This window comes from Ramlibacter albus (assembly GCF_014297445.1).
GTDB lineage: Bacteria > Pseudomonadota > Gammaproteobacteria > Burkholderiales > Burkholderiaceae_C > Ramlibacter > Ramlibacter albus.
Genome location: NZ_JACORU010000002.1, coordinates 517,486 through 540,842 on the forward strand (window position 1 = coordinate 517,486; position 23,357 = coordinate 540,842).

Below are 23,357 nucleotides of genomic sequence, written 5' to 3' on the forward strand. Positions count from 1 at the left end.
CCGCGCCCTCCGGCGCGAGCGATGGCAAGAGCAGCGCCGCTGCGGGCGGCGGCCCCCTCGCGGACTTTGCATCCATCACCGAGAACGGCAGGACGCCGACCGAGGCCGAAGTCATGCAAGCCGCCGGGGCCTGCCTGGACCGCAGCCGGCACGGCACCGCGTTCAACGTCCTCGCGGACTACGCAGCACTGCTGCCCCCGCACCACTCGATCGACATCGCGCGGGACATGGCCCGGCAAATCGAGTTCCTCACCGGCGGCGCGTCCCAGCCCGGGGACGGCGCTTCGCTCGCTTCCCTGTACTGCGCGCTGGGCCTGGTGCTGCGGCAAGCACCCGTCAGCCCCGAACGGTCCGCCCTTGCCGCACAGGTTTGCCGCAGTTGCCTGGCGTCGTTCCTGAAGATGGGCGTGCCGTTCGGCGCTTTCTCCAGGTCAATCGCAGCGGTCGCGGTCGACAAGCGCGTCGAACTGGAATGCCACCTGGCCTGGGCCTCCAACCACCCCGATTCCGATCTCGCGCGCGACCAGCTGCGCTTTGCCTTCGCATCGGCGGGCCAGATTGCGCCCGAGGTCATGCATGGCGACCTGGACATGCTGGTGCAGGGCATCGGCAAGTTGCCTTGGCCGCACGGGCAGGGCGCCTCACGGAGGACGCGCTTCTCTTCTACTACAACCTGGCCGGCGAGGCGGCGGCGCACGTCGCGGACCCACGCCAGCGCGCCCAACTCGTCGACAGCATCGGCGCCAAGGCCTCGACGTTGTTGCATGCTTGCGCCGAAGCGCGCGACACGCAAGCCGGCTTCGCCTGCATCGAGCAGTACGTGCGATCGTTGCCGCGCAACGAGGCGTACGCACTCGCAACGAAAATGTTCGACCGGATTCGCGCACTCGCCGGGGTGCCGGGCGGCGCCGGCGCGGAGAGTCTCGTCGCGATGTACGGTGCACTTGGCACGGTGCTGCGGCTCGCCGGCGAAGCACGGTTCGACGGGCCCTGGTTCGAGCTGGCCGAGCAGGCTGCGGCGCACTGCGTCGAGGTCCTTCCAGGGCTGCCCGGCGCGAACGACGATCTCCTCGCGCGGGCGATCGCCGGCGTCGCAGCGAACACCGCATTGAGGGTCTTCGCGCAAATCCGCCTGGAAGCGGCCGGCGGCCCGCGGGTCAAGGGCGGGGCCCTCGACAGCCTTCGGTTCGATCGCGCCGCGGTTGCCTGGCTGTCAGGCGTGATCCACCGGCTGCCGCGAGCCAACGCCGACGGCGACACCCTGCGCAAGCGCTGCATGTGGCTCGGGGCCTTGTGGGGAGCATTGCCGCCCGCCGAAGAACCGCTGCGCAGCCGCTTGCGTGCGCAGGCCCTCGAGATGATCGCGAGCACGCGGGCAACGGGCTCTGCGGCAGCAGCGGCAAACGTCGACCCGTTGCTGCGCGACATATGGGTCGATCTCCAGCGCGGTGCCGACGGGTTCCAGCAACTGCGGCGGGCCGTCCTGGAGCTCGCGCGACGACTGCCCGACGACCAGGCAAGCGCGCTCCAGGACATCGCTGCGCAGCTGGTGGCCCAAGGGTCGGACAGCGACCGCCACTTCAGCGCGGCCCTGGACGTGGCCGGGGACTGCGCGGTGCTGCTGTGCGAGCAAGGGCTGCCGGAATCGCCGGCACGCGAGCGGTTGTGGGCACTGCTCAGGCTCACCGGCATCGAGCGCCGCTTGCGGCCCGGTGAACTCGCGCTCGTGGCGTGCACGGGGGTTGCGCTGCCTTGTGTTCGCGCACGGGTCGAACGCGACGGCGCATGCCGGGAGCTGGACTCCTGGGCCACGGCGGTCCTGGCGTCGCCCGGTGAGGTCCGCGCCCGCCTGTCGTCGGGGTTCGAAAAGGCCGGCCACCGCTTCACCGGCTGGTGTGAACGGTTCGAGGAGGAGATGTCGGCTCTGCGCGAAGCGCTGCGCGTGCAGGATGGCCGATGGGTCGAGAGCATCCACAGCGCATTGGGCAAGGGGAACCTGGACACCGGGAGCCATCCGCTCGGCAGGATTCGCGCGGTCGTCGAAACCTATCTGCACGGTCCCGGCCAGCCTGAAGCGGTTACCAATCTGCTCGCACGATTGGGCCTGGCGAAGCCCTACACGGCAGAAGCATTCATGAAGAGCGGGATGAACATCTACCAACCCGGCCCGCAGCAATCGGCCGACGTCCAGCAACTGTTCGACATCCTGCGCGAGCGTATCCGTCAGGCGTCGCCGCAGCTGCTAACCGAACGGGCCGGCGCGATCATCCAAACGGCAGCGGTGCCGCCGCCGCGTGCCCTTTGGAGCGTGGGCCCCAGCCTCGTGACCAAGGTCTCAGCGCGGCAAGCAGAGCAAGGCCCCCACACCCAGGTGGCCAATCCCGATGGCTCCTGGAGCGCCCACCTGCGGCTGCGGCTTCTCCCGGGTACGCCCGAGCATACCTACGACGCGACGGACCCGGCCACGCTTGCGCAAGTCGACCCGGCGATGGCGCGCCTCTATGCCGCGGTACTTCAACTCCCCAGCGAAGAAGGTTTCCGTGGTGGGTGGAGCAATCCAGCACTTCGCGCCCTGTCGGGCAAGGACGTTTGCGCTTGCCTCACGCTCGCCGGTGAAGTGCAGCTCGCAACCCAACTCAGGGAGATCTACGTCTATGCGGCCGCGTTGAGAAAGGGAGAGCGGATCGGCGACACCTCGGTGCGGCGGAAATGGTCGCACTGGGACGACAAGCGAGGGCGCGCGATCTACCCGGACTACGTCGCCCATACGCGCGACGACGCTCCACGCGTGATAGCAGCACTCGAGGTCTTGCGCCTGAGGAGCGTACAGGCAGCCCTCGTCACGCTCTACCTGGCGAAGAGGCCCGATGGCTCGTACCTCTTCCCCCGGTGATGGGCTTCAACCGAAATTCTTCGCCGCGAAGTCCCAGTTCACCAGCTTGTCCCAGAAGGTCTCCACGAACTTCTGGCGGGCGTTGCGGTAGTCGATGTAGTACGCATGCTCCCACACGTCCACCGTCAGCAGCGCCTTGTCGGCGGTGGTCAGCGGCGTGCCGGCGGCGCCGGTGTTGACGATGTCGACGCTGCCGTCGGCCTTCTTCACCAGCCAGGTCCAGCCCGAGCCGAAGTTGCCCACGGCGGACTTGACGAACGCGTCCTTGAACTGGGCGTAGCCGCCCCACTTCTTGTTGATGGCATCGGCCAGCGCGCCGGTGGGCTCGCCGCCGCCTTGCGGCTTCATGCAGTTCCAGAAGAAGGTGTGGTTCCTGATCTGCGCCGAGTTGTTGTAGATGCCACCTTGCGACTTGCGCACGATGTCCTCCAGCGGCATGTTCTCGAACTCCGTGCCCACCTGCAGCTTGTTCAGGTTGTCCACGTACGCCTTGTGGTGCTTGCCGTGGTGATACTCCAGCGTTTCCTTCGAGTAGTGCGGCGCGAGCGAGTCGATGGGGTACGGCAGGGGCGGCAGGGTGTGTTCCATGTCTTCTGTTCCTCGTGAAAAAAAACGATTCTAGGCGCGCGGGCGCGGCGCCGACGCGACGGTGAGATCAACCTCGCCGTCGGCAAGGGCGGCAGTGACGGGCTGGCCGGGCGCCGTGTGCCCCACGCTGGTGATGGGCGTGCCCTGCGCATCGCTGAGCAGCGCATAGCCGCGCTGCAGCACGAGCCTCGGGTCGATGGCGGCGAGCCGCACGCCGAGGCGGTCGATGCGGTTCGTGCTGCGCTCGACGTTCTGCGCCACGCCGGCCATCAGCGACTTCAACGTGCTTTCCACCGCGACGTTCTCGCGGTGCAGCCGCCCCTGCACGGCGTAACGCAGGCGGTGCGCATGCTCCTGCAGCCGCATGTGCTGCTGCGCGGCGCGGGCGGACGGGCGGCCGAGCCGCACGCCGGCCTGGTCGAGCCGCTGCGCGGCGACATCGAGGCGGCGCAGGGTTGCGTCGCGCAGGCGCCGCTCGATCGCATGCACCGCATCGACCCACATGTCGCGCGGCTGCGCCGCGAGCTCCGCGGCGGCGGTGGGCGTGGGCGCGCGCAGGTCCGCGCAGAAGTCCGCGATGGTGAAGTCGGTCTCGTGGCCGACGCCGCTCACGAGCGGGACCGGGCTGCGCACGATCGCGCGCGCCAGGCGCTCGTCGTTGAACGCCCACAGGTCCTCGATGGAGCCGCCGCCGCGCACGAGCAGGATCACGTCGAGCTCGCCCCGCGCAGCACGCGCGTACAACGCTTCGAGCGCGGCGACCAGTTCTTCGGGCGCCTGCGCGCCCTGAACCGATGCGGGCGCGATCGTCACCTCGACATGCGGCGCGCGCCGGCGCAGGCACGTGAGCACGTCGTGCAGGGCCGCGGCCTGCGGCGAGGTCACCAAACCGATGCGTCGCGGGAACACCGGCAGCTCGCGTTTGCGCGCCGCATCGAACAGCCCCTCGGCCTCGAGCTTGGCCTTCAGGCGCAGGAACTGCTCGAAAAGCGCGCCCTGCCCCGCGCGGCGCAGTGATTCGACGATGAGCTGCAGGTCGCCGCGCGGCGCGTAAAGGTCGAGCCGCCCTTCCACTTCGACCAGGTCGCCGTCGCGCGGCAGGAACTGCAGCAGCCCGGCCGTACGCCGGAACATCGCGCAGCGGACCTGCCCGCTCGCGTCCTTCAGCGAGAAATAGCAATGCCCGCTGGATGCGCGCGAGAAGCCCGAAACCTCCCCGCGGACCGCGACAGGATTGAACCTCGCCTCCAAGGCATCAGCAACGGCGCGGCATAGCGCGCCGACTTCCCAGATTTGCCGCGCCAATGCTGGATTGCGGGGGTCGACCATCAGCAACGGCGCGGCTCGCACATCGGATGTGCGTGCGTTTTAGTCCACAGAATGGTGCGGGCGGGGGTATGGCTCAGCCAGCCCCCGCGCAACGCTGATTTTTCCGAGCAAGTGGTTGATTTCACAGGCTTTTTTCCTGCTCAATTTGTCATCGTTCTGTCACGGGGAAGCATTGGCGCGGGCTGGCGGCGAATGCGGGGTAGGTTCTCAACAAAGTTATCCACACAAAATGTGGGCGTCGTCCTACGAGTGTTTCGCTTTGTCCTACGCCGTGCGGAGTACACGATAATCGCCGCCACACAAGCAGTACGACCGCGGAGACCTCCCCTCTTGTTTTCGATCATACAAGCCGCAGGCTGGCCGATCTGGCCCCTCGTTGCCTGCTCCATCCTGGCGCTGGCCCTCGTCATCGAGCGTTTCGTGAGCCTGAAGACGGCCAAGGTGGCGCCGCCCAAGCTGCTGGACGAAGCGCTGGCCGTTTCGCGCAACGCGGTGCCGATGCCCGATGTCGTCACGCAGCTCGAGCAGAACTCCGCGCTCGGCGAGGTGCTGGCCAGCGGCTTTCGCGCGCTCAACAACGACCCGCGCTGCTCCGAGGCGGAACTGCGCGCCGCGATGGAGATCACCGGCCGCGCGGTGGCGCACCGGCTGGAGCGGTACCTCAACGCGCTGGCCACCATCGCATCGGCCGCGCCGCTGCTCGGGCTGCTGGGCACCGTCATCGGCATGATCGAGATCTTCGGTTCGCAATCGCCCGGAGGGGGCGCGACCGGCGGCAACCCGGCGCAGCTCGCGCACGGCATCTCGGTGGCGCTCTACAACACGGCCTTCGGCCTGATCGTCGCGATCCCGGCCCTCATCTTCTGGCGCTACTTCCGCGGCCGCGTCGACGAATACCTGCTCACGCTCGAACTCTCGGCGGAGCGCTTCGCCCGCCACCTCATGAACATCCGGCGATGAACTTCCGCCCGCGCCAGAAGGAAGAACCGGAGATCAACCTGATCCCGTTCATCGACGTGCTGCTCGTGGTGCTCATCTTCCTGATGCTCACCACCACATACAGCAAGTTCACGGAGATGCAGCTGAAGCTGCCGGTGGCCGACACGGAGGCGCAGCGCGACTACCCGAAGGAGATCGTGGTGGCGGTGTCGAGCGAGGGCCGCTACATGGTCAACAAGGTGCCCGTGCAGGGCCGCAGCCCCGATGCGATCGCCGCGGCGCTGGCGGAGGCCGCGAAGGCGGGCAAGGACAGCATCGTCATCATCAGCGCCGATGCGGTGGCGCCGGTGCAGTCGGTCATCACCGTGATGGAAGGCGCGCGCCGCGTCGGGCTCGCGCAGGTCACGTTCGCAACGCAAACTTCGCAGGCGGCCGGAGGAAAGTAGCGATGAGCAAAGCGCTGCAGCAGGCATGGTGGTCCGGTGGCCTCCTCGCGTGGCTGCTGTGGCCCTTCTCGTTGGTTTTCGCGCTGCTGGCCGGTGTGCGGCGCGTGCTCTACGCGCTGCGGCTGCTCCCCAGCTACCGCGCGCCGGTGCCGGTGGTCGTGGTCGGCAACCTCGTGGTGGGCGGCGCCGGCAAGACACCGGTGGTGATCGCCGTCGTCGAGCACCTGCTCGCGCGCGGCCTGCAGCCCGGCGTCGTCGCGCGGGGCTATGGACGCGAGGCGACCGATTGCCGCGAGGTGATGCTCACGAGCGCGCCGAGCGACGTGGGCGACGAGCCGCTGCTGGTGAAGCGCCGCACCGCGGTTCCTGTTTTCGTTTCGAGCAACCGCGGCGAGGCCGCCAGGGCCTTGCTCAAGGCGCACCCCGAGGTGAACATCATCGTCAGCGACGACGGCCTGCAGCACTACGCGCTGCGGCGCGATGTCGAGGTGTGCGTCGTGGACGAGCGCGGCGCCGGCAACGGGTTCCGGTTGCCGGCCGGCCCGCTGCGCGAGAGCGCCTCGCGCCGCGTCGACCTCAAGCTGGGCGGCGACGGCCACCGCGTACGGCGCACCCTCGCGCCGTATGCCGAGCGCGCCGACGAGTACCGCATCCCGCTGGGCGACCTCAAGCTGCAAGGCAAGCCGGTGAAGGCGATCGCGGGGGTCGCCAGTCCGCAGACCTTCTTCGACATGCTGCGCGCACAGGGCGTGCAATGCGCCGCGACCGAGGCGCTGCCCGACCACTTCGACTTCGCCCAGATCCTGCCGCCCGAGGAAGCCTCCTTCACGATCGTCTGCACCGAGAAGGACGCCGTGAAGCTGTGGCGCCAGCGCCCCGACGCGTGGGCCGTGCCGCTGCAGGTGGAGATCGACGGTGCGTTCTTCGCGCTGCTGGATCGCCTGCTCGATGCGAAGCTATCATCGAAGCATGGACCCCAAGCTGCTTGAGCTGCTCGTGTGCCCCGTCACCAAGGGGCCGCTCGACTACGACCGCGACCGCCAGGAGCTGCTGTCGCGCAGCGCACGGCTCGCGTACCCCATCCGCGACGGCATCCCCGTGATGCTCGAGGAAGAAGCGCGCACGCTCAGCGACGAGGAGCTGGAAAAGCTCCCGCCGCGCACACCCCTGGTCTGATGGGTTTCACCGTTCTGGTCCCGGCGCGCATGGCCTCCACGCGCCTGCCGGACAAGCCGCTCGCGGACATCGCGGGCAAGCCGATGGTCGTGCGCGTCGCCGAGCGCGCGAAGCAATCGCAGGCCGACTTCGTGGTGGTGGCCACCGACAGCGAAGCCGTGCGCGCCGCGTGCCTGCAGCATGGCGTCGAGGCGGTGATGACGCGCGCCGACCATCCTTCGGGCAGCGACCGCCTCGCCGAAGCGTGCGAGCTGCTCAAGCTCTCGGGTGACGACGTGGTGGTCAACGTGCAGGGCGACGAGCCGCTGATCGAGCCGGCGCTGATCGACTCGGTGGCGCAATTGCTGGAGGAGCACCCCACCGCGAGCATGAGCACCGCGGCGCACGAGATCCACGCGGTCGAGGAGTTCCGCAACCCGAACGTCGTGAAGGTCGTGACCGACGCCAAGGGCATCGCGCTGTATTTCAGCCGCGCGCCGATCGCGTGGTGGCGCGACGGCTTCGCGCAGGGCATCGCGCAGCTGCCGCTGCCGCGGCCGCTGCGCCACATCGGCATCTACGGCTACCGCGCCGGCTTCCTGCGCGAATTCCCCCGCCTCGAACAGGCGCCGGTGGAACGCGTCGAGGCGCTCGAACAGCTGCGCGCGATGTGGCACGGCCACCGGATCGCGGTGCACGTGACCGACCACGCGCCGGGCCCCGGCGTCGACACGCCCGAGGACCTGGAAAGGGTGCGCCGCGCCTTCGCCGCGTAAGGGTGGTGGAAGGGGTCGCATGCTATCCTTTCGCGCAATACTTCCGAGGGAACCATGAGATTGATCCTGTTGGGCGCGCCGGGCGCCGGCAAAGGCACGCAGGCGGCGTTCATCTGCCAGAAGTACGGCATCCCCCAGATCTCCACCGGCGACATGCTGCGCGCGGCCGTCAAGGCCGGCACCCCTCTGGGCCTGGCCGCCAAGAAGGTGATGGACTCGGGCGCGCTCGTGAGCGACGACATCATCATCGGCCTGGTCAAGGAGCGCATCACCCAGCCCGATTGCGCCAAGGGTTTCCTCTTCGACGGTTTCCCCCGCACCATCCCGCAGGCCGAGGCGATGAAGGCCGCGGGCGTGAAGCTCGATTACGTGCTCGAGATCGACGTGCCCTTCCAGTACATCATCGAGCGCATGACGGGCCGCCGCTCGCACCCCGCGTCGGGCCGCACCTACCACGTCAAGTTCAACCCGCCCAAGGTGGACGGCAAGGACGACCTCACGGGCGAGCCGCTCATCCAGCGCGACGACGACAAGGAAGAGACGGTGAAGAAGCGCCTGGAGGTGTACGAGTCGCAGACGCGCCCGCTCGTGGAGTACTACTCCGCCTGGGCCCGCCAGGACCCCGCCGGCGCGCCGAAGTACCGCAAGATCGACGGCATCGGCGCCGTCGAGGAAATCACGGCGCGCGCGCTGCAGGCGCTCAGCGCATAAGTTCCAGCATCAACGCGACCCTCGCCTTCACGGGCGAGAGTTGGCCTGCGTGCGGCAGCGTGTCGCCCGCGTGGCCGATCACGCCCCCTTGCGCGCAGCGCGACGTTCGCACGACTTTCACGCCCTTCGCTTGCGCGCGCAGCAGCGCCGCCTCGAGCTCGTGATGCAGCGTGCCGTTGCCGGTGCCCGCGGCGACGATGCCGCGCACGCCCTGCTGCACGAGTGCATCGACCAGCGCGCCTGAGGCGCCGGCGTAGTTCATCACGATCTCGACGCGCGGCCATTCGCCTTTCGGCAAAGGCTCGACATCGGTGGCGGGGGATCCGGTCGGGGCCGACCTGAACGCATCGAGGTCATGGCTGTGGGCCTTGTAGACATCCACCGGCGAATGCAGCGTGCCCGCGAACGCAACCCAGACACCGCGAGGCAACTTCGCCGCGGCCGCCAATGCATCCGCGAGGTTGCGCGGGCCGTCCGCTTCGCTCGACGTCGCCGGCCGCATCGCGCCCGTCAGCACCACCGGCTTGCGTGCATCGAGCGTGCGATGCAGGAAGTACGCCGTCTCCTCCATCGTGTCCGTGCCGTGCGTGACGACGATGCCCGCGACATCCGCCTGCGCGATCCAGTGCGCGCACCGCTCGTGCAGCCTGCGCCACACGTCGAACGTCATGTCCTTGCTGTCGATTTGCGCCACCTGCTCGGCGTGCACCTCGAAGCCTTCGGGCGGCCGCACGCCGCCCAGCAGGTCGGCCACGGCGACCTGGCCCGCGACGTAACCGACGTCCTCCCCTTGCCCGGCGATGGTGCCGCCGGTGCCCAGAACCACGATTTTTCGCGTGCCTACTTGCATTCCCGTGAAACCTGTTCAAAAATACAGCTACTGGATATCGAGACAGTAACCGCGCAGGAGCCCTGCCATGATGGATAGCCCCAAGCTCACCGCTCGCCAGCAGCAGATTCTGGACCTGATCCAGAGCGCCATCGCGCGCACCGGCGCGCCGCCCACGCGCGCCGAGATCGCTGCCGAGCTCGGCTTCAAGTCCGCCAACGCGGCGGAGGAGCATTTGCAAGCCCTCGCGCGCAAGGGAGTCATCGAGCTGGTGAGCGGCACGTCCCGCGGCATCCGGTTGCGCAGCGACACCTTGCGCTCCATCAACGAGTCGCGCATCAAGCAGTATTCGCTGCCGCTACCCACGCTCGCCCAGCTGGCCCTGCCCCTCATCGGCCGCGTGGCCGCGGGCTCGCCGATCCTCGCGCAGGAGCACGTGGACCAGACTTATTACGTCGAGAGCGGGCTGTTCCAGCGCCGGCCGGACTACCTGCTCAAGGTGCGCGGCATGTCCATGCGCGACGCCGGCATCATGGACGGCGACCTGCTCGCCGTGCAGGCCACCAAGGAGGCCAAGAACGGCCAGATCATCGTGGCGCGCCTCGGCGAGGACGTCACCGTCAAGCGCTTCCGGCGCAACAAGCACCTGATCGAGTTGCACGCGGAAAACCCGGACTACCCCACCATCGTCGTGGAGCCCGGCGAGCCGTTCGAGGTGGAGGGCATCGCCGTCGGCCTCATCCGCAACACGATGTTGATGTAGCTGTCACACAGTTCCCCCCGTTGCCGCAGGTGGCAGGCGTAGGCCCTGAGGGGCTACCCTGCGGCACGGGTTCGTCTGTCAATCCTGCCTTGTGTGGAGTGAACACATGGCATTCGAGATCTTTTCCAGCATCGTCCGCGCCATCCGCAACGCCTTCGGGCTGCGGGACGGCTTGCCCCAGCACACGACCGTCGCCACGGTGCGAGTCGTGCCGCGCCCGGCCCGCCGGCCGCTGCGCGTGGTGCACTCGGCCCCGGGCCGCATGGTGATCTCCGGCCGGCTCGCCGACGTGTGCGCCGAGCTCGACCGGCTTGCGGCCCTCGAGGGCGGTCAGGCGTTCGCGCCGACCAGGTAGTCGCGCTTGCCCAGGTCCACGCCGTTGTGCCGCAGGATGGCGTACGCCGTGGTGATGTGGAAGAACATGTTGGGCATCACCCACGTCAGCAGGTAGGCCTGGGCCTTCATCGTGCGGGTGTCCTTGCCCACCGGGAAGGTGATGTCCTTGTCCTCGGTGCCGTCCAGGCTCTCGGGCTTGAGGGTCGCCAGGAAGTCCAGCGTCTTCTGGATGCGGGCCTTCAGCTCGGGGAAAGTGGACTCGTTGTCCTCGAACTTCGGCGGCTCCACGCCGGCCACGCGTGCGGCGCCGTTCTTCACCGCGTCGCAGGCGATCAGCACCTGGCGCGTGAAGGGCAGCATGTCCGGCGCGAGTCGGTAGGTGGTCAGCACCGACGGGTCGTACTTGCGGGCCTCCGCGTTGGCGACGGCCTTGTCGAGGATGTGCGACAGGTTGCGCAGCATGTGCTGGAAAACGGGCACGGTGGCCGAGTACATCGAAATCGTCATTTGGGAGGTCTCCTCTTGCAGGTGAGGCCGGATGCTACGACAGGGCACAATCCCCTGCATGAACATCGTGATCCTCGACGATTACCAGGACGCCGTTCGCAAGCTGCAGTGCGCCGCCAAGCTCGAAGCCTACCCCGCCAAGGTCTACACCAACACCGTCAAGGGGATCGGGCAGCTGTCCGTGCGCCTGCGCGACGCCGACGTGATCGTGCTGATCCGCGAGCGCACGCATGTCACGCGGCAGCTGGTCGAGAAGCTGCCGAGGCTGAAGCTCATCTCCCAGACCGGCCGCGTGGGCTCGCACATCGACATCGAGGCGTGCACCGAGCGCGGCATCGCGGTGGCCGAGGGCGTGGGCTCGCCGGTCGCGCCCGCCGAGCTCACCTGGGCGCTGATCATGACGGCCATGCGCCGCCTGCCGCAGTACATCAGCAACCTGAAGCACGGTGCGTGGCAGCAGTCGGGCATGAAGTCGGCGTCGATGCCCCCCAACTTCGGCCTCGGCGTCGTCATGCGGGGCAAGACGCTGGGCATCTGGGGCTACGGCAAGATCGGCCAGCTGGTGGCCGGCTATGGCAAGGCCTTCGGCATGCGCGTGCTCGTGTGGGGCAGCCAGGCCTCGCGCGACAAGGCGGCGCAGCACGGGCATGAGGCGGCCCCCAGCCGGGAAGCACTGTTCTCCGAGAGCGACGTGCTCAGCCTGCACCTGCGCCTGAACGAGGAGACCTTCGGCATCGTCACGCTGGACGACCTGGGCCGCATGAAGCCCACCGCGCTGCTCGTCAACACCTCGCGCGCCGAGTTGGTGGAGCCCGACGCGCTGATCGCCGGCCTGAACCGCGGCCGGCCCGGCATGGCGGCGGTGGACGTGTTCGAGAGCGAGCCGATCCTGCAGGGCCATGCGCTGCTGCGGCTGGAGAACTGCATCTGCACGCCGCACATCGGCTACGTCGAGCAGGAAAGCTACGAGCTCTACTTCGGCGCGGCTTTCGAGAACGTGGTCAACTTCATCAAGGGCGACGCCACCAACATCGTGAACCCGGCGGCGCTGCAAGTGCGCCGCTGACGGCACGGCCCATGACCGCCCTGCCGCGCGTGCTGTGGCCGCTGCTGTTCGGCAATTTCGTCATCGGCACTGGCGTGATGGCGGTGCCCGGCACGCTCAACGAGATCAGCACCTCGATGCAGGTGCCGGTGTCCACCGCCGGGCAGCTGATCTCCGCGGCCGCCACGCTCATGTGCCTCGGCGCGCCGCTGCTCGCCGGCATCGTCGCGGGCTGGGACCGGCGCCGCCTCCTCGCGCTCTCGATGCTCTGGTACGGCCTGCTGCACCTGGCCTGCGCCTTTGCGCCGGGCTTCGGCTGGCTGATGGCGATGCGCGTGCTCGCCGTGATCTCGCCCGCGATCTTCACGCCGCAGGCCGCGGCCTGCGTGGGCCTGCTCGTGCCGCCGGAACAACGCGGCCGCGCGATCACCTTCATCTTCGTGGGCTGGTCGGTGGCTTCGGTGCTGGGCATGCCGCTCGCCGCCTTCATCGGCGGCACCGTCGGCTGGCAGGCGGCCTTCATCCTCGTGGCCGTCCTCAGCTTCGTCACCGCGCTGTGGGTGTGGCGCGCCATGCCCGACGGCGTCAAGCCGCCCGCGCTCTCGCTCGCCGCGTGGCGGCAGACCTTCGGCTCCAGCGCGCTGATGCTCACCGTGGCCGTCACGCTGCTCTATTCCGCCGGGCAGTTCGTCCTGCTGTCGTACTTCGCGCCCTACTTCCGGCAGACGCTGGGCACCACGCCGGGCGAGCTGAGCCTGCTGTTCCTGGTGTTCGGTGCCTCCGGTTTCATCGGCAACGTGCTGATGTCGCGCCACATCGAGCGCGTGGGCGTGCACCGCGGGGTGATGCTTGCCGTGGCGCCGATGGCCGTGAGCCTGCTCGCCTTCCCGCTGGGCACGAGCTTCGCCCTGGCCATGCTCGTGCTGGTGCCGTGGGGGCTCGGCTGCTTCTCGTCCAACTCGGCGCAGCAGGCGCGGCTCGTCTCGATCGCGCCGTCGCTCGCCGCGGGCTCGATCGCGCTCAATTCGTCGGCGATGTACGCCGGGCAGGCCATCGGCGCGGGCTCGGGCGGCTGGCTGATCGCCAACAGCGGCTTCGGGCTTCTCAACTGGGCCGGGTTCGTGGCCATGCTGCTCGCGATGGCCGTGAGCGCGTGGGCCACGAGCAGGGCGACGAGGCCGGCCTAGCGGCGCTTCGGCGGGATCGAGTCGAAGTCGAAGTCCATCGCCGGCAGTTCCATGTCGTTGTCCATCGGCGCCAGCGCACCGAGGTCGATGTCGACGTCGGCGCCATCGGCGAGCGGCGCGATCGTCGAGCCCGCGGGCGGGCGGTCGAACGGCGACAGGGAATGCCCCTCACCCCGCGTCGAGTCGTGCACCAGTGCCGACAGCGGCTGGATGTCGGTGGACATGAAGCCGCTCACGCGCGCGTCGTCCTCCAGCAGCGAGCTGCGCGAGGGCTCGGGCTCCTCCTGCGCGATCTGCTTGCCGATGTTGTAGAGCAGCAGCAGGTCGCGGTAGGCCTCGAGGTCGAACGTTTCCGCGCCCGGCGTGCCGGGCTTGCGGAAGATCGACTCCTCGATCACCTCCAGCACGCGCGGCGACGGCCACAGGGCCACGATGCGCGAGAGCGCGCGGCGGTAGTCCTCCAGCCCGTTGGACTGCATGCGGTAGTTGTCGAAGTCCGGCACGTGCGCGTTGAACTGCGCGGCGAACTCCGCGCGGATGCGCTCGTAGTCGGCCTGGCGGTCCAGCGAGTGGTACATCTCGAGCAGGTCCAGCCACACGACCGGGCTCGTCTCCACGTGGTCGTGCACGTGCGCCTCCAGCACGCTCGCGGCCTGGTCGGCGTGGCCGATGGAGAGGAAGAACTCGGCCTGCTGCTGGATGTCGATCAGCTCCTCGGCCTTCACCATGCGCAGGCTTGCGGCCTGGCTGGGCATGAAGTCCATGTGCGAGCGCGACTGAGGCCGCGAGTCGGGCGCGTCGCGCCTGTCGCGCGCTTCGCGCATGTCCTGCGCATCGAGCTTCTGCGTGCGCAACGGGGGCGTGGGCTCCAGCGGCGCATGGTCGCTCACGTCCAGGTCGACGGGCTCGTCGCGCCGGAGCGGGCGCGGCTGGGTGGGGCGCGGCGGGGGCGGCGGCGGGTGGTGGGACGCGAGGTCCGGCGGGAACTCGCTTTCGCGGCCGGACGAGTCGCGCACCCACCAGCGGCTGCCGCTGCGCGCCGGCCTGCGCCGGCTCCACAGCCAGGCAGCGGCGGCCAGCACCGACATCACGGCCAGCGCGGCGAACAGCGTCGTCATCCAGTCGCGCTCGCTGCGCGCCTTGTCGAGCTGCTTGCCGACGGCGTTGAGCGCCGCGTTGTTCTGCTGCACCGCCGTGCGCAGCGCCTGCATCTCGCGTTCCATCGCCTCGATGCGCTGGCTCTGCCGGATGAGCTCCTCCGGCGGCGCGTTCAACGCGCGCCACAAGGCGGCAGCTTCGGTGCGGCGCGTGCCGCCCTGCTCGGTGGACAGCAGCAGCGGCGACGAGCGCAGCGAGGGGGAGTAGTCGATGGACAGGTCGAGCGGCTCGAGCTTCAGGCGCGACCTGCCGGCTCCAGCCTCCTCGCGCTGCGCGCGGCGGTTCTTGCGGACGACGGAATCCGGCGGCGAAGTCGCTGCGGCACGGGCGTGAAGGCGCGACTCGCTGCGCAGGCCGCCAGGCCGCGCTGCCGCGGCGTTGGGGGACTGCGCTGCCGTCGCATCCGGCGACGGCGCCGCGGCCCGGGAACGTGCCCGCGCGGCGTTGGAGGGCGCGGGCGCAGCAGCCGACTGTCCGCTCGAAGGCGCTGCAGTGCCTGCCTGCGGCACGACGGCCATGCTGTCCGGCGTGCCGCGCGAGGTCGCCGCCGCCGCGGCGGCCGCCGGCGAAGGCGCGGGCGCGACGAGGCGCGGCGGGGTCACCACGGCCGTGGCGCCCTGCTCGTCATGCAGTTCCGCCAGCATGACGTAGCGCCGTGTGACCTGCTGCCCGCAGCCCACGCGCAGGTAGAAAACGAGGGTCGGTTCCTCCAGCGCGCCGGAGGACAGGATGCGGATGACCGGGCCGGAAGCGGTCGTCTCGGTGCGCAGGGTGATGCCGCCCATGCGCGAGTCGCCCTGGAACACCTCGGCCTGCACGCAGGGCTCGGCCTCGCCGGGCTCCAGGGTGAGGGGGACCGTGACATTGACCGGGCGGCCGATGATCGCCGCGCCGCGCGCGCGGCCCAGCGTCACCGCATTGGCCTCGGCCGGCGGCAGGAGCGACGCCACCACCAGCGCCAACGGTCCGAACTTCCCGATCATTCTCATTCGAAGTTACGCACTGTAACCTGACCGCGACCCGACGACGGGCCCCGGCGGGGGCTCGCTCATAATCCCCGCGATGCAGACACGCTACAAAACCGTCGGCGTCGCGGGTGCCGGCGCCATGGGGCGCGGGATCGCGCAGATCGCAGCGCAGGCCGGCAGCCGGGTCCACCTCTACGATACACAGTCGCAGGCCGTTGCGCGGGCACGGGACGAAATCTTCGCGCAATGGGACCGCCTGCATGAAAAAGGTCGCATGGACGCCACAGCCGTGGAGGGCTGCAAGGCCCGCCTGCTGGCTGCGGGCAGCCTGCAGGAGCTGGCCGGCTGCGAGCTGGTGGTCGAGGCGATCGTGGAGCGCCTCGACGTCAAGAAGGCGTTCTTCAACGAGCTGGAAGCCTTCGTCGGCGAGGACGCCGTCCTTGCGACCAACACCTCGTCGCTGTCCGTGACGGCCATCGCGGCCGGCATGAAGCGCCCGCAGCGCGTGGCGGGCTACCACTTCTTCAATCCCGTGCCGCTGATGAAGGTGGTGGAGGTGATCGCGGGCCTGAAGACGGACCCGTCGGTGTGCGATGGCCTGTCGCAGTACGCCCGCGAGATGGGCCACACGCCGGTGCAGGCGCAGGACACGCCCGGCTTCATCGTCAACCATGCGGGCCGCGGCTACGGCACCGAAGCGCTGCGCATCGCGAGCGAAGGCGTGGCGGACTTCGCTACCATCGACCGCATCCTGAAGGACCAGGTGGGCTTCAAGCTCGGCCCGTTCGAGCTGCTCGACCTCACGGCGCTGGACGTGTCGCACCCGGTGATGGAATCGATCTACCGCCAGTACTACGAGGAGCCGCGCTACCGGCCGAGCAACATCGCGGCCCAGCGGCTCGCGGGCGGGGTGGTGGGGCGCAAGTCCGGCGAGGGCTTCTACCGCTATGTGGACGGGAAGGCGCAGGTGCCGGACGAGCCGCCCACGCCCAAGGCAGGCGAGATCCCGCCCGTGTGGGTCTCGACACGCGCCGCGCGGCGCGCCGAGCTGTACCAGCTGCTCAAGGACCTGGGCGCGAAGGTCGAGACGGGGCAGTCGCCTTCGGTGAACGCGCTCACGCTCGTGGCGCCGCTCGGGTTCGACGTGACCACGGTCGCGGTGGTCGAGCGGCTGGACCCCGCGCGCACCGTCGGCATCGACATGCTCGTGGAAGACGCGGCCACGAAGCGCCGCGTGCTCGCCACCAACCCCGCCACGCGCCGCGACATGCGCGATGCGGCGCATGCCCTCTTCGCGCGCGACGGCAAGGCCGTCAGCGTGATCCGCGACTCGGGCGGCTTCGTCACGCAGCGCGTCGTTGCCGCCATCGTGAACATCGCGTCCGACATCTGCCAGCAAGGCATCTGCAGCCCGAAGGACCTGGAGACCGCCGTCACGCTGGGGCTCGGCTATCCGCTCGGGCCGCTGGCGATGGGCGACCGCTGGGGACCGGCGAACGTCCTCGAAGTGCTGTTCAACATGCAGACGGTGTACGGCGACCCGCGATACCGCCCTAGCCCGTGGCTGCGCCGGCGCGGTGCGATCGGCCTGTCGCTCACGCACGTCGAGGAGTAGCCCATGCCCGGTGAACTGAAGAGTTCCAGCAACGGCCGCACGATGGTGCTGACGATCAGCAACCCCGAGCAGCGCAACGCACTCGGCCCCGAGATCTACGTTGCCGGCATCGAGGCGCTCAATGCCGCCGACAGCAACGACGAAGTACGCAGCGTCGTCATCACGGGCGAAGGCAGCGTGTTCTGCGCGGGGGGCAACCTGCAGCGGCTGATGGACAACCGCAGCAAGCCGCCCGAGTACCAGGCGCAGAGCATCCAGCAGGGGCTGCACGGGTGGATCGACGCCATCCGCACGTTTCCCAAGCCGGTCATTGCGGCGGTCGAAGGGCCGGCCGCCGGCGCGGGTTTCTCGCTCGCGCTCGCCTGCGATCTCATCGTGGCGGCGGAAGACGCGGTGTTCGTGATGGCGTACAGCAACGTCGCGCTCTCGCCCGACGGCGGCGCGACGTGGAGCCTCGCGCGCGCCCTGCCCCGGCAGCTCGCGAGCGAACTGTTGCTCGGCGGCGAAAAGGTGGGTGCGAAGCGGCTGCACGAGCTGGGCGTCGTCAACCGTGTCACCGCGCCCGGCGCGGCGTTGGACGAAGCGCTCGCGCTGTCGCAGAAACTCAACGAGCGCGCCCCCAACGCCTTGAGCAGCATCAAGGAACTGCTGGAAGAGGCCCAGGCCAACAGCTTCACCGCGCACCTGGCCGCCGAGCGCGACCACTTCGTGAAGAACCTGCACCACGCCAACGGCGGCATCGGCATCGGCGCCTTCCTCTCGAAGCAGAAGCCGAAGTACTGAGAAGTACGACACTCAGGTGACAAACCCTGAGTGGATCGGTCGTCCCGCGCGCGACAATGGCCGAGCGCACCAGTCACTTGCCGGACAGACACATGGACGATCCCATTCTTACCATTGAAGAACGTGCAGCGATCAATGCCGGTCGCTGGTTCTCTTCCCTCTCACCTTCGCTGCGGCACGACATCCTCCGATGCGCCTACGTCAAACGCTACAAGGACGGCGAACTCATCGTCGCCCGGGGCGACCCGCCGGAGGAATGGGTGGCGTGCGCGCGCGGCGCGGTGCGCGTGAGCTCGACCTCGATCACGGGCAAGCAGGTGACGCTCACGTACGTGGAGCCGGGCGTGTGGTTCGGCGACGTGGCGATCTTCGACGGGGACCGGCGCACGCACGACGCGTATGCGCATGGCGACACCACGATGGTGTGCGTCTCGCGCGGCGACCTGCGCAAGATCCTCGCGCAGCACACGGAGCTGTACGAAGCGCTGCTGCGCCTGCATGCCCGACGCATCCGGCAGCTCTACGGGCTGGTGGAAGACCTCAACACCCTGCCCCTGCGCGCCCGCCTGGCCAAGCAGCTGATGCACCTCATCCGCAGCTACGGCGTGCCCTCCCTCGCGGATGGGCGCGAGGTGCGCATCGGCCTGCAGCTGGCGCAGGAGGAACTTGCGCAGTTGCTGGGCGCCTCGCGCCAGCGCGTGAACCAGGAACTCAAGGCGATGGAGCGCGACGACGTGATCCGCATCGAGCCGGGCGGGCTGGTTGTTCGCAACCGCGACGCATTGGCGCGTATCGTCGAAGCCGATGACTGAACGCAAAACCATGCCCGACTTCGACCACTTCATCGGCACCCGCCCCGTTTCGGACAAGCACCAGTTCGACACCGCCGCCCTCACAGCGTGGCTCACGAAGAACCTCCCCGGCTTCGAAGGCCCGCTCACGGCCGAGATGTTCAAGGGCGGCCAGTCCAACCCCACGTACAAGCTCACCACGCCCAAGCGCAGCTACGTGATGCGCTCCAAGCCGGGGCCGGTGGCCAAGTTGCTGCCCTCCGCGCACGCGATCGAACGCGAGTTCGCCGTCATGAGCGGCCTCGCCGGCACCGGCGTGCCCGTGCCGCAGATGTACTGCCTGTGCGAGGACGAGTCGGTGATCGGCCGCGCGTTCTACGTCATGGAGTTCATGCAGGGCCGCGTCCTGTGGGACCAGTCGCTGCCCAACATGACGGGCGCGCAGCGCGGCGAGATCTACGACGAGATGAACCGCGTGATCGCGGCGCTGCACACCGTGAAGTTCGCCGAGCGCGGCCTCGCGAACTACGGCAAGCCCGGCAACTACTTCGACCGGCAGATCGGCCGCTGGAGCAAGCAGTACAAGGCCTCCGCCGACGGCGCCGGCCCGATGTCGCAGCCGATCCCCGAGATGGAAAAGCTCGTCGAGTGGCTGCCCGCGCACATTCCGCCGGCCGCGCGCGACGAGAGCAAGGTTTCCATCGTGCACGGCGACTACCGGCTCGACAACACGATGTTCCATGCGAGCGAGCCGCGCATCATCGCCGTGCTCGACTGGGAGTTGTCGACGCTCGGCCACCCGCTCGCGGACTTCAGCTACCACTGCATGTCCTGGCACATCCCCCACGGCCCCGGCGCGCGCGGCATCGCGGGCCTGGACCTGAAGGCGCTGGGCATCCCCAGCGAGGACGAGTACATGCGCATGTACTGCGACCGCACCGGCTTCGCGACGGTTGCGGACCTGAAGGCAGACTGGAACTTCTACATGGCCTACAACCTGTTCCGCATCGCCGCCATCCTGCAAGGCATCGCCAAGCGGGTGGAGGCGGGTACGGCTTCGAGCGCGCAGGCCGCCGCATCCGGCGCCGGCGCGCGCCCCATGGCCGAACTGGCCTGGACATTCGCCCAAAAGGCTTGAGACGAAACACCAAGGAGAAGAAATGGAATTCGACTACTCCCCCAAGGTCAAGGACCTTCAGCAGCGCGTGCAGCGCTTCATGGACGAACACGTCTACCCGAACGAGAAGGCCTACAAGGAGGAGCTCGAAGCCAACACCCAGGCCGGCAAGCGCTGGAGCCCGCTGCAGACCATCGAGAAGCTCAAGCCGAAGGCCAAGGCCGCCGGCCTGTGGAACCTGTTCCTGCCCGTGGACAGCGCGCATGCCTCGGGCTACGACGGCGCCGGCCTGACCAACCTGGAATACGCGCCGTTGGCCGAGATCATGGGCCGCGTCGTGTGGGCCAGCGAGGTGTTCAACTGCTCCGCGCCCGACACCGGCAACATGGAGACGCTGGCGCGCTACGGCTCCGAGGAGATCAAGGCGAAGTGGCTCAAGCCGCTGCTCGAGGGCGAGATCCGCTCCGCGTTCGCGATGACCGAGCCTGAAGTGGCCTCGTCCGACGCCACCAACATCTGCACGCGCATCGAGAAGCAGGGCGACCACTACGTCGTCAACGGCCACAAGTGGTGGATCTCCGGCGCGGCGGACCCGCGCTGCAAGGTCTTCATCACGATGGGCAAGACCGACCCGGAGGCGCCCAAGCATTCGCAGCAGAGCATGATCGTCGTCCCGGCCGATGCACCCGGCATCCGCATCGTGCGCCCGCTGAACGTGATGGGCTACGACGACGCGCCGCACGGCCACGTCGAGATGTACTTCGACAAGGTCAAGGTGCCGGCCGGCAACATCCTGCTCGGCGAAGGCCGTGGCTTCGAGATCGCGCAGGGGCGCCTGGGGCCCGGTCGCATCCACCACTGCATGCGCCTGATCGGCCAGGCCGAGCGCGCGCTGGAGCTGATGTGCCGCCGCTCGCTCTCGCGCACGGCGTTCGGCAAGACCGTGGCGCAGCAGACGGTGACGCAGGAGCGCATCGCCGAGGCGCGCTGCAAGATCGACATGGCGCGCCTGCTGACGCTGAAGGCCGCGTGGATGATGGACGTGGCCGGCAACAAGGTCGCACGCACCGAGATCGCGATGATCAAGGTGGTGGCGCCCACGATGGCGTGCCAGGTGATCGACTGGGCGATGCAGGTGCACGGCGGCGGCGGCATGTGCGACGACTTCCCGCTCGCCAACGCGTACGCGCACGCGCGCACGCTGCGCTTTGCCGACGGCCCGGACGAAGTGCACCGCAATGCGATCGCGAAGTGGGAGCTGGGCAAGTACGGCGCTTACGGCAAGGACGCCGAAGCCGCGGTGACGCGAGGCGCGTGAGGCCCTAGTTGACGGAGAGTCCGCCGATGGCGGACTCGCAGGCGCTGGTGAAGATCTGCGCGGCGTGCTCCAGCACCTGCGCGGTCGGCGGCGTGTACTCCATGCGCATGTACGCCTTGCCGCGCAGCACGAGCAGCATGAAGGGCACGTCCTTCGACGGCCCGGGCTCGGGCCACTCCAGCATCATCTCGGCGAGCTGCGGGTCGATCCACGCGAGCGCGTTCTCGCGGCGGTCGGTGAGGATGGCGTAGCGGTTCCAGAAGTCCATCGGCAGGCTGTCCCAGCCGACTTCGTCGTACATGGCGAGCCAGCGCATCTCCTCCGGCAGGTTCGGGTCCGCCGTGGTCTGCAGGTCGTCGGTGATCATGTTGTAGGCCTTGGCCTCCAGCGCCTCCTTGAGGGGCCGGTTGATGACGAGCACCGCGGCGTCCTCGTTCACGCCGATCTCGGCGCGCGCGCGCAGCTCGTCGCCCATGATGTAGTTGCGCGTCGGCGTGCCCGCTTCCATCAGCCACGGCTTGCCGTGCACCTTGCCCTGCATCTTGACGGTGTTGCCCGAGCCGGTCATCTGCACCGCGAAGCCGTGCGACTGCGCCCATTGGGAGACCGTGAACTGCAGCTGCGACGCCGGCTGCGAGGGGGTGCCTTCGACCGCGTCGCGCTTGCCCGCGTCGCGCGAGAAGGCTTTCCTGAGCTTGTCGAACATGCGGGCCGGCTTTCCCCTAAAGTGATCGATTATCGAAGATAACCTGATGGGACGCCCACGATGATCCGGGTCTACTCATGGGCCACGCCGAACGGGCACAAGGTGCACGTCATGCTGGAGGAATGTGGTCTTCCGTATGAAGCCATCCCCGTCGACATCGGCGCGGGCGACCAGTTCCAGCCCGACTTCCTTCGCATCAGTCCCAACAACAAGATTCCCGCCATCGTGGACCCGGATGGGCCCGATGGCAAGCCCATCTCGCTGTTCGAGTCGGGCGCGATCCTGGTGTACCTCGCCGGCAAGACCGGCCGCTTCCTGCCGAAGGGCGACCGCGAGAAGTACGAGGTGCTCCAGTGGCTGATGTTCCAGATGGGCGGCGTGGGGCCGATGCTCGGGCAGGCGCACCACTTCCGCGGTTATGCGCCCGAGAAGCTGCAGTACGCGATCGACCGCTACAGCAACGAGGCGAAGCGCCTCTACGGCGTGATCGACCGGCGCCTGGCGCAGAGCGAGTGGCTGGGCGGCAAGGAGTACTCGATCGCCGACATCGCCACGTTCCCGTGGCTGCGCAGCTGGGAGCGGCAGGGCATCGTGCTGGAGGACTACCCGCACCTGAAGGCGTGGTTCGACCGCATCGCCGCAAGGCCTGCCGTGCAGCGTGGCGTGCAGGTGCTCGCGGGCCTGCGCAAGCCGATCACCGACGAGAAGGCGCGCGAGGTGCTGTTCGGGAAGACGCAGTACGAGCGGCGCTAGCCTGGATATTGGGGATATTGGGGTCAGATTCCAATTTCTCTTGGCTTTGTTGTTGCGCTCTTCGACCTCGGCCGGCAAATCCGCGCGTGGGCAGGCTGCGGCGCGATGGCTACGGCGTCGCTCGCCGCGCATAGCGCGGCTCTCGATCCCTTGCGCCGGGCGAATCCGCGACCCCGCGCCATAACTCGCTGCGCGATTGCGGCACACCGCAATCGCTCCGCTCAAACAAATGGCGCGAGTCAGTGCACGTACGCACGGCTCGATACGCGCGCTGCCGCGCGCTCTCGTAGCCGCGCTGGGTCGCGGACTCACCCACCGCAAGCGCCTGTGCTCGAGTCGCGCCGCAGCCTGCCCACGCACGGATTTGCAGACGCAATGTTGGAGCACGACCGGTTGCGCGCCACCATGTGTAGCAACGCCGCGCCCGGCCGGTTCGCGGCGCGAATCAAGCCCAGACGCCCACGGTGGCTGGCCTTGCGGCCCAGCGTTGTGACGAGAGCGTGCGCAGCGCGCGTATCGCACAACGCGTACGTGCTCTGACTCGCGCCATTTGTTTGAGCGGAGCGATTGGCGTTCGCGCCAATCGCGCAGATGCTGTCGTTCAAGTCAAGCGCTATGACGTCCAGGATCGAACGGCTTGCCGG

General features: G+C 68.7%; 25 protein-coding genes. 17 read left to right on the forward strand and 8 right to left on the reverse strand.

Going from position 1 to position 23,357, the window contains the following annotated elements:
- Positions 1–431: 431 nt before the first annotated feature.
- A complete protein-coding gene (locus H8R02_RS09190; protein ID WP_187081078.1) occupies positions 432–578 on the reverse strand; it encodes a hypothetical protein in 147 nt (48 codons plus the stop codon).
- 41 nt (positions 579–619) lie between these two features.
- Here H8R02_RS09190 and H8R02_RS09195 point away from each other — a divergent pair, with 41 nt between their 5' ends.
- Positions 620–2,893: a hypothetical protein gene (locus tag H8R02_RS09195; protein WP_187081079.1), complete on the forward strand. Its 2,274-nt coding sequence runs from the start codon at positions 620–622 to the stop codon at positions 2,891–2,893.
- Positions 2,894–2,899: 6 nt separating this feature from the next.
- Here the strand turns inward: H8R02_RS09195 and H8R02_RS30360 are convergent, their stop codons facing one another.
- On the reverse strand, positions 2,900–3,481 hold the full coding sequence (locus H8R02_RS30360; protein ID WP_255429236.1) for a superoxide dismutase: 582 nt from the start codon (positions 3,479–3,481) through the stop codon (positions 2,900–2,902).
- 30 nt (positions 3,482–3,511) lie between these two features.
- Positions 3,512–4,810: an exodeoxyribonuclease VII large subunit gene (gene xseA / locus H8R02_RS09200; protein WP_255429238.1), complete on the reverse strand. Its 1,299-nt coding sequence runs from the start codon at positions 4,808–4,810 to the stop codon at positions 3,512–3,514.
- Between the two features lie 330 nt (positions 4,811–5,140).
- Here xseA and H8R02_RS09205 point away from each other — a divergent pair, with 330 nt between their 5' ends.
- From H8R02_RS09205 to adk, 6 genes are read left to right on the forward strand one after another with little or no spacing between them, the layout of a single operon-like run.
- The gene (locus H8R02_RS09205) at positions 5,141–5,770 is read left to right on the forward strand and encodes a MotA/TolQ/ExbB proton channel family protein (RefSeq protein WP_187081080.1); all 630 of its coding nucleotides are present in this window, start codon (positions 5,141–5,143) and stop codon (positions 5,768–5,770) included.
- Positions 5,767–6,195 carry an ExbD/TolR family protein gene (locus tag H8R02_RS09210; RefSeq protein ID WP_187081081.1) on the forward strand — a complete coding sequence of 143 codons (429 nt, stop codon included), beginning with the start codon at positions 5,767–5,769 and terminating at the stop codon, positions 6,193–6,195. Before H8R02_RS09205 ends, H8R02_RS09210 begins: the two co-directional genes overlap by 4 nt.
- A 2-nt stretch (positions 6,196–6,197) precedes the next feature.
- Positions 6,198–7,184, forward strand: coding sequence for a tetraacyldisaccharide 4'-kinase (gene lpxK, locus H8R02_RS09215; RefSeq protein WP_187081082.1), 987 nt, complete (start codon positions 6,198–6,200; stop codon positions 7,182–7,184).
- Positions 7,165–7,371 (forward strand): Trm112 family protein, encoded by a 207-nt coding sequence (locus H8R02_RS09220; protein WP_187081083.1) that lies wholly within the window; start codon positions 7,165–7,167, stop codon positions 7,369–7,371. Before lpxK ends, H8R02_RS09220 begins: the two co-directional genes overlap by 20 nt.
- The gene (gene kdsB, locus H8R02_RS09225; RefSeq protein ID WP_187081084.1) at positions 7,371–8,126 is read left to right on the forward strand and encodes a 3-deoxy-manno-octulosonate cytidylyltransferase; all 756 of its coding nucleotides are present in this window, start codon (positions 7,371–7,373) and stop codon (positions 8,124–8,126) included. Before H8R02_RS09220 ends, kdsB begins: the two co-directional genes overlap by 1 nt.
- Before the next feature lie 54 nt (positions 8,127–8,180).
- Positions 8,181–8,837 carry an adenylate kinase gene (gene adk / locus H8R02_RS09230; protein WP_187081085.1) on the forward strand — a complete coding sequence of 219 codons (657 nt, stop codon included), beginning with the start codon at positions 8,181–8,183 and terminating at the stop codon, positions 8,835–8,837.
- Here the strand turns inward: adk and H8R02_RS09235 are convergent.
- A complete protein-coding gene (locus tag H8R02_RS09235; protein ID WP_187081086.1) occupies positions 8,827–9,687 on the reverse strand; it encodes an asparaginase in 861 nt (286 codons plus the stop codon). The genes adk and H8R02_RS09235 overlap by 11 nt on opposite strands.
- A 67-nt stretch (positions 9,688–9,754) precedes the next feature.
- On the opposite strand from H8R02_RS09235, the gene lexA reads away from it, so the two are divergent.
- Together lexA and H8R02_RS09245 are read left to right on the forward strand one after the other, a co-directional pair.
- Entirely contained in the window at positions 9,755–10,429 is a 675-nt protein-coding gene (gene lexA / locus H8R02_RS09240) for a transcriptional repressor LexA (protein ID WP_187081087.1), read from the forward strand.
- A 106-nt stretch (positions 10,430–10,535) separates the two neighbouring features.
- Positions 10,536–10,784: a hypothetical protein gene (locus H8R02_RS09245; RefSeq protein ID WP_187081130.1), complete on the forward strand. Its 249-nt coding sequence runs from the start codon at positions 10,536–10,538 to the stop codon at positions 10,782–10,784.
- Here the strand turns inward: H8R02_RS09245 and H8R02_RS09250 are convergent.
- Positions 10,760–11,272: a DUF1993 domain-containing protein gene (locus H8R02_RS09250; protein WP_187081088.1), complete on the reverse strand. Its 513-nt coding sequence runs from the start codon at positions 11,270–11,272 to the stop codon at positions 10,760–10,762. The genes H8R02_RS09245 and H8R02_RS09250 overlap by 25 nt on opposite strands.
- A gap of 58 nt (positions 11,273–11,330) precedes the next feature.
- On the opposite strand from H8R02_RS09250, the gene H8R02_RS09255 reads away from it, so the two are divergent.
- Positions 11,331–12,338 (forward strand): D-2-hydroxyacid dehydrogenase family protein, encoded by a 1,008-nt coding sequence (locus tag H8R02_RS09255; RefSeq protein ID WP_187081089.1) that lies wholly within the window; start codon positions 11,331–11,333, stop codon positions 12,336–12,338.
- Between the two features lie 11 nt (positions 12,339–12,349).
- Entirely contained in the window at positions 12,350–13,504 is a 1,155-nt protein-coding gene (locus H8R02_RS09260) for an MFS transporter (RefSeq protein ID WP_187081090.1), read from the forward strand.
- Here H8R02_RS09260 and H8R02_RS09265 read toward each other — a convergent pair.
- Positions 13,501–15,651, reverse strand: coding sequence for a hypothetical protein (locus H8R02_RS09265; RefSeq protein ID WP_187081091.1), 2,151 nt, complete (start codon positions 15,649–15,651; stop codon positions 13,501–13,503). The genes H8R02_RS09260 and H8R02_RS09265 overlap by 4 nt on opposite strands.
- Positions 15,652–15,724: 73 nt before the next feature.
- On the opposite strand from H8R02_RS09265, the gene H8R02_RS09270 reads away from it, so the two are divergent.
- The 5 genes from H8R02_RS09270 (at position 15,725) to H8R02_RS09290 (ending at position 21,254) form a co-directional block, all read left to right on the forward strand.
- Positions 15,725–17,245, forward strand: a complete 1,521-nt coding sequence (locus H8R02_RS09270; protein ID WP_187081092.1) for a 3-hydroxyacyl-CoA dehydrogenase — start codon at positions 15,725–15,727, stop codon at positions 17,243–17,245.
- Between the two features lie 3 nt (positions 17,246–17,248).
- A complete protein-coding gene (locus H8R02_RS09275) occupies positions 17,249–18,028 on the forward strand; it encodes an oxepin-CoA hydrolase, alternative type (RefSeq protein WP_187081093.1) in 780 nt (259 codons plus the stop codon).
- A gap of 92 nt (positions 18,029–18,120) precedes the next feature.
- Positions 18,121–18,840, forward strand: coding sequence for a Crp/Fnr family transcriptional regulator (locus H8R02_RS09280; protein WP_187081094.1), 720 nt, complete (start codon positions 18,121–18,123; stop codon positions 18,838–18,840).
- Positions 18,841–18,850: 10 nt separating this feature from the next.
- The gene (locus H8R02_RS09285; RefSeq protein WP_187081128.1) at positions 18,851–19,957 is read left to right on the forward strand and encodes a phosphotransferase family protein; all 1,107 of its coding nucleotides are present in this window, start codon (positions 18,851–18,853) and stop codon (positions 19,955–19,957) included.
- Positions 19,958–19,979: 22 nt separating this feature from the next.
- Positions 19,980–21,254 (forward strand): acyl-CoA dehydrogenase family protein, encoded by a 1,275-nt coding sequence (locus H8R02_RS09290; protein ID WP_187081095.1) that lies wholly within the window; start codon positions 19,980–19,982, stop codon positions 21,252–21,254.
- 4 nt (positions 21,255–21,258) lie between these two features.
- On the opposite strand, the gene H8R02_RS09295 is transcribed toward H8R02_RS09290, so the two are convergent.
- Positions 21,259–21,960 carry a hypothetical protein gene (locus H8R02_RS09295; protein ID WP_187081096.1) on the reverse strand — a complete coding sequence of 234 codons (702 nt, stop codon included), beginning with the start codon at positions 21,958–21,960 and terminating at the stop codon, positions 21,259–21,261.
- A gap of 60 nt (positions 21,961–22,020) precedes the next feature.
- Between H8R02_RS09295 and H8R02_RS09300 the strand changes: the two genes are divergently transcribed.
- Entirely contained in the window at positions 22,021–22,713 is a 693-nt protein-coding gene (locus H8R02_RS09300) for a glutathione binding-like protein (protein ID WP_187081097.1), read from the forward strand.
- 308 nt (positions 22,714–23,021) lie between these two features.
- Here the strand turns inward: H8R02_RS09300 and H8R02_RS30050 are convergent.
- Positions 23,022–23,357: hypothetical protein (locus tag H8R02_RS30050; protein ID WP_222622402.1), on the reverse strand; the 336-nt coding region annotated here is incomplete at its 5' end.

Excerpts from the sequence above, each read along its gene's own strand:
- H8R02_RS09190 (WP_187081078.1), bottom strand. The coding sequence starts at position 578 with ATGCATGACCTCGGGCGCAATCTGGCCCGCCGATGCGAAGGCAAAGCG.
- H8R02_RS30360 (WP_255429236.1), bottom strand. The coding sequence starts at position 3,481 with ATGGAACACACCCTGCCGCCCCTGCCGTACCCCATCGACTCGCTCGCG.
- xseA (WP_255429238.1), bottom strand. The coding sequence starts at position 4,810 with ATGGTCGACCCCCGCAATCCAGCATTGGCGCGGCAAATCTGGGAAGTC.
- H8R02_RS09210 (WP_187081081.1), top strand. The coding sequence starts at position 5,767 with ATGAACTTCCGCCCGCGCCAGAAGGAAGAACCGGAGATCAACCTGATC.
- lpxK (WP_187081082.1), top strand. The coding sequence starts at position 6,198 with ATGAGCAAAGCGCTGCAGCAGGCATGGTGGTCCGGTGGCCTCCTCGCG.
- H8R02_RS09220 (WP_187081083.1), top strand. The coding sequence starts at position 7,165 with ATGGACCCCAAGCTGCTTGAGCTGCTCGTGTGCCCCGTCACCAAGGGG.
- kdsB (WP_187081084.1), top strand. The coding sequence starts at position 7,371 with ATGGGTTTCACCGTTCTGGTCCCGGCGCGCATGGCCTCCACGCGCCTG.
- adk (WP_187081085.1), top strand. The coding sequence starts at position 8,181 with ATGAGATTGATCCTGTTGGGCGCGCCGGGCGCCGGCAAAGGCACGCAG.
- H8R02_RS09235 (WP_187081086.1), bottom strand. The coding sequence starts at position 9,687 with ATGCAAGTAGGCACGCGAAAAATCGTGGTTCTGGGCACCGGCGGCACC.
- lexA (WP_187081087.1), top strand. The coding sequence starts at position 9,755 with ATGATGGATAGCCCCAAGCTCACCGCTCGCCAGCAGCAGATTCTGGAC.
- H8R02_RS09245 (WP_187081130.1), top strand. The coding sequence starts at position 10,536 with ATGGCATTCGAGATCTTTTCCAGCATCGTCCGCGCCATCCGCAACGCC.
- H8R02_RS09250 (WP_187081088.1), bottom strand. The coding sequence starts at position 11,272 with ATGACGATTTCGATGTACTCGGCCACCGTGCCCGTTTTCCAGCACATG.
- H8R02_RS09255 (WP_187081089.1), top strand. The coding sequence starts at position 11,331 with ATGAACATCGTGATCCTCGACGATTACCAGGACGCCGTTCGCAAGCTG.
- H8R02_RS09260 (WP_187081090.1), top strand. The coding sequence starts at position 12,350 with ATGACCGCCCTGCCGCGCGTGCTGTGGCCGCTGCTGTTCGGCAATTTC.
- H8R02_RS09265 (WP_187081091.1), bottom strand. The coding sequence starts at position 15,651 with ATGAGAATGATCGGGAAGTTCGGACCGTTGGCGCTGGTGGTGGCGTCG.
- H8R02_RS09270 (WP_187081092.1), top strand. The coding sequence starts at position 15,725 with ATGCAGACACGCTACAAAACCGTCGGCGTCGCGGGTGCCGGCGCCATG.
- H8R02_RS09275 (WP_187081093.1), top strand. The coding sequence starts at position 17,249 with ATGCCCGGTGAACTGAAGAGTTCCAGCAACGGCCGCACGATGGTGCTG.
- H8R02_RS09280 (WP_187081094.1), top strand. The coding sequence starts at position 18,121 with ATGGACGATCCCATTCTTACCATTGAAGAACGTGCAGCGATCAATGCC.
- H8R02_RS09285 (WP_187081128.1), top strand. The coding sequence starts at position 18,851 with ATGCCCGACTTCGACCACTTCATCGGCACCCGCCCCGTTTCGGACAAG.
- H8R02_RS09290 (WP_187081095.1), top strand. The coding sequence starts at position 19,980 with ATGGAATTCGACTACTCCCCCAAGGTCAAGGACCTTCAGCAGCGCGTG.
- H8R02_RS09295 (WP_187081096.1), bottom strand. The coding sequence starts at position 21,960 with ATGTTCGACAAGCTCAGGAAAGCCTTCTCGCGCGACGCGGGCAAGCGC.
- H8R02_RS09300 (WP_187081097.1), top strand. The coding sequence starts at position 22,021 with ATGATCCGGGTCTACTCATGGGCCACGCCGAACGGGCACAAGGTGCAC.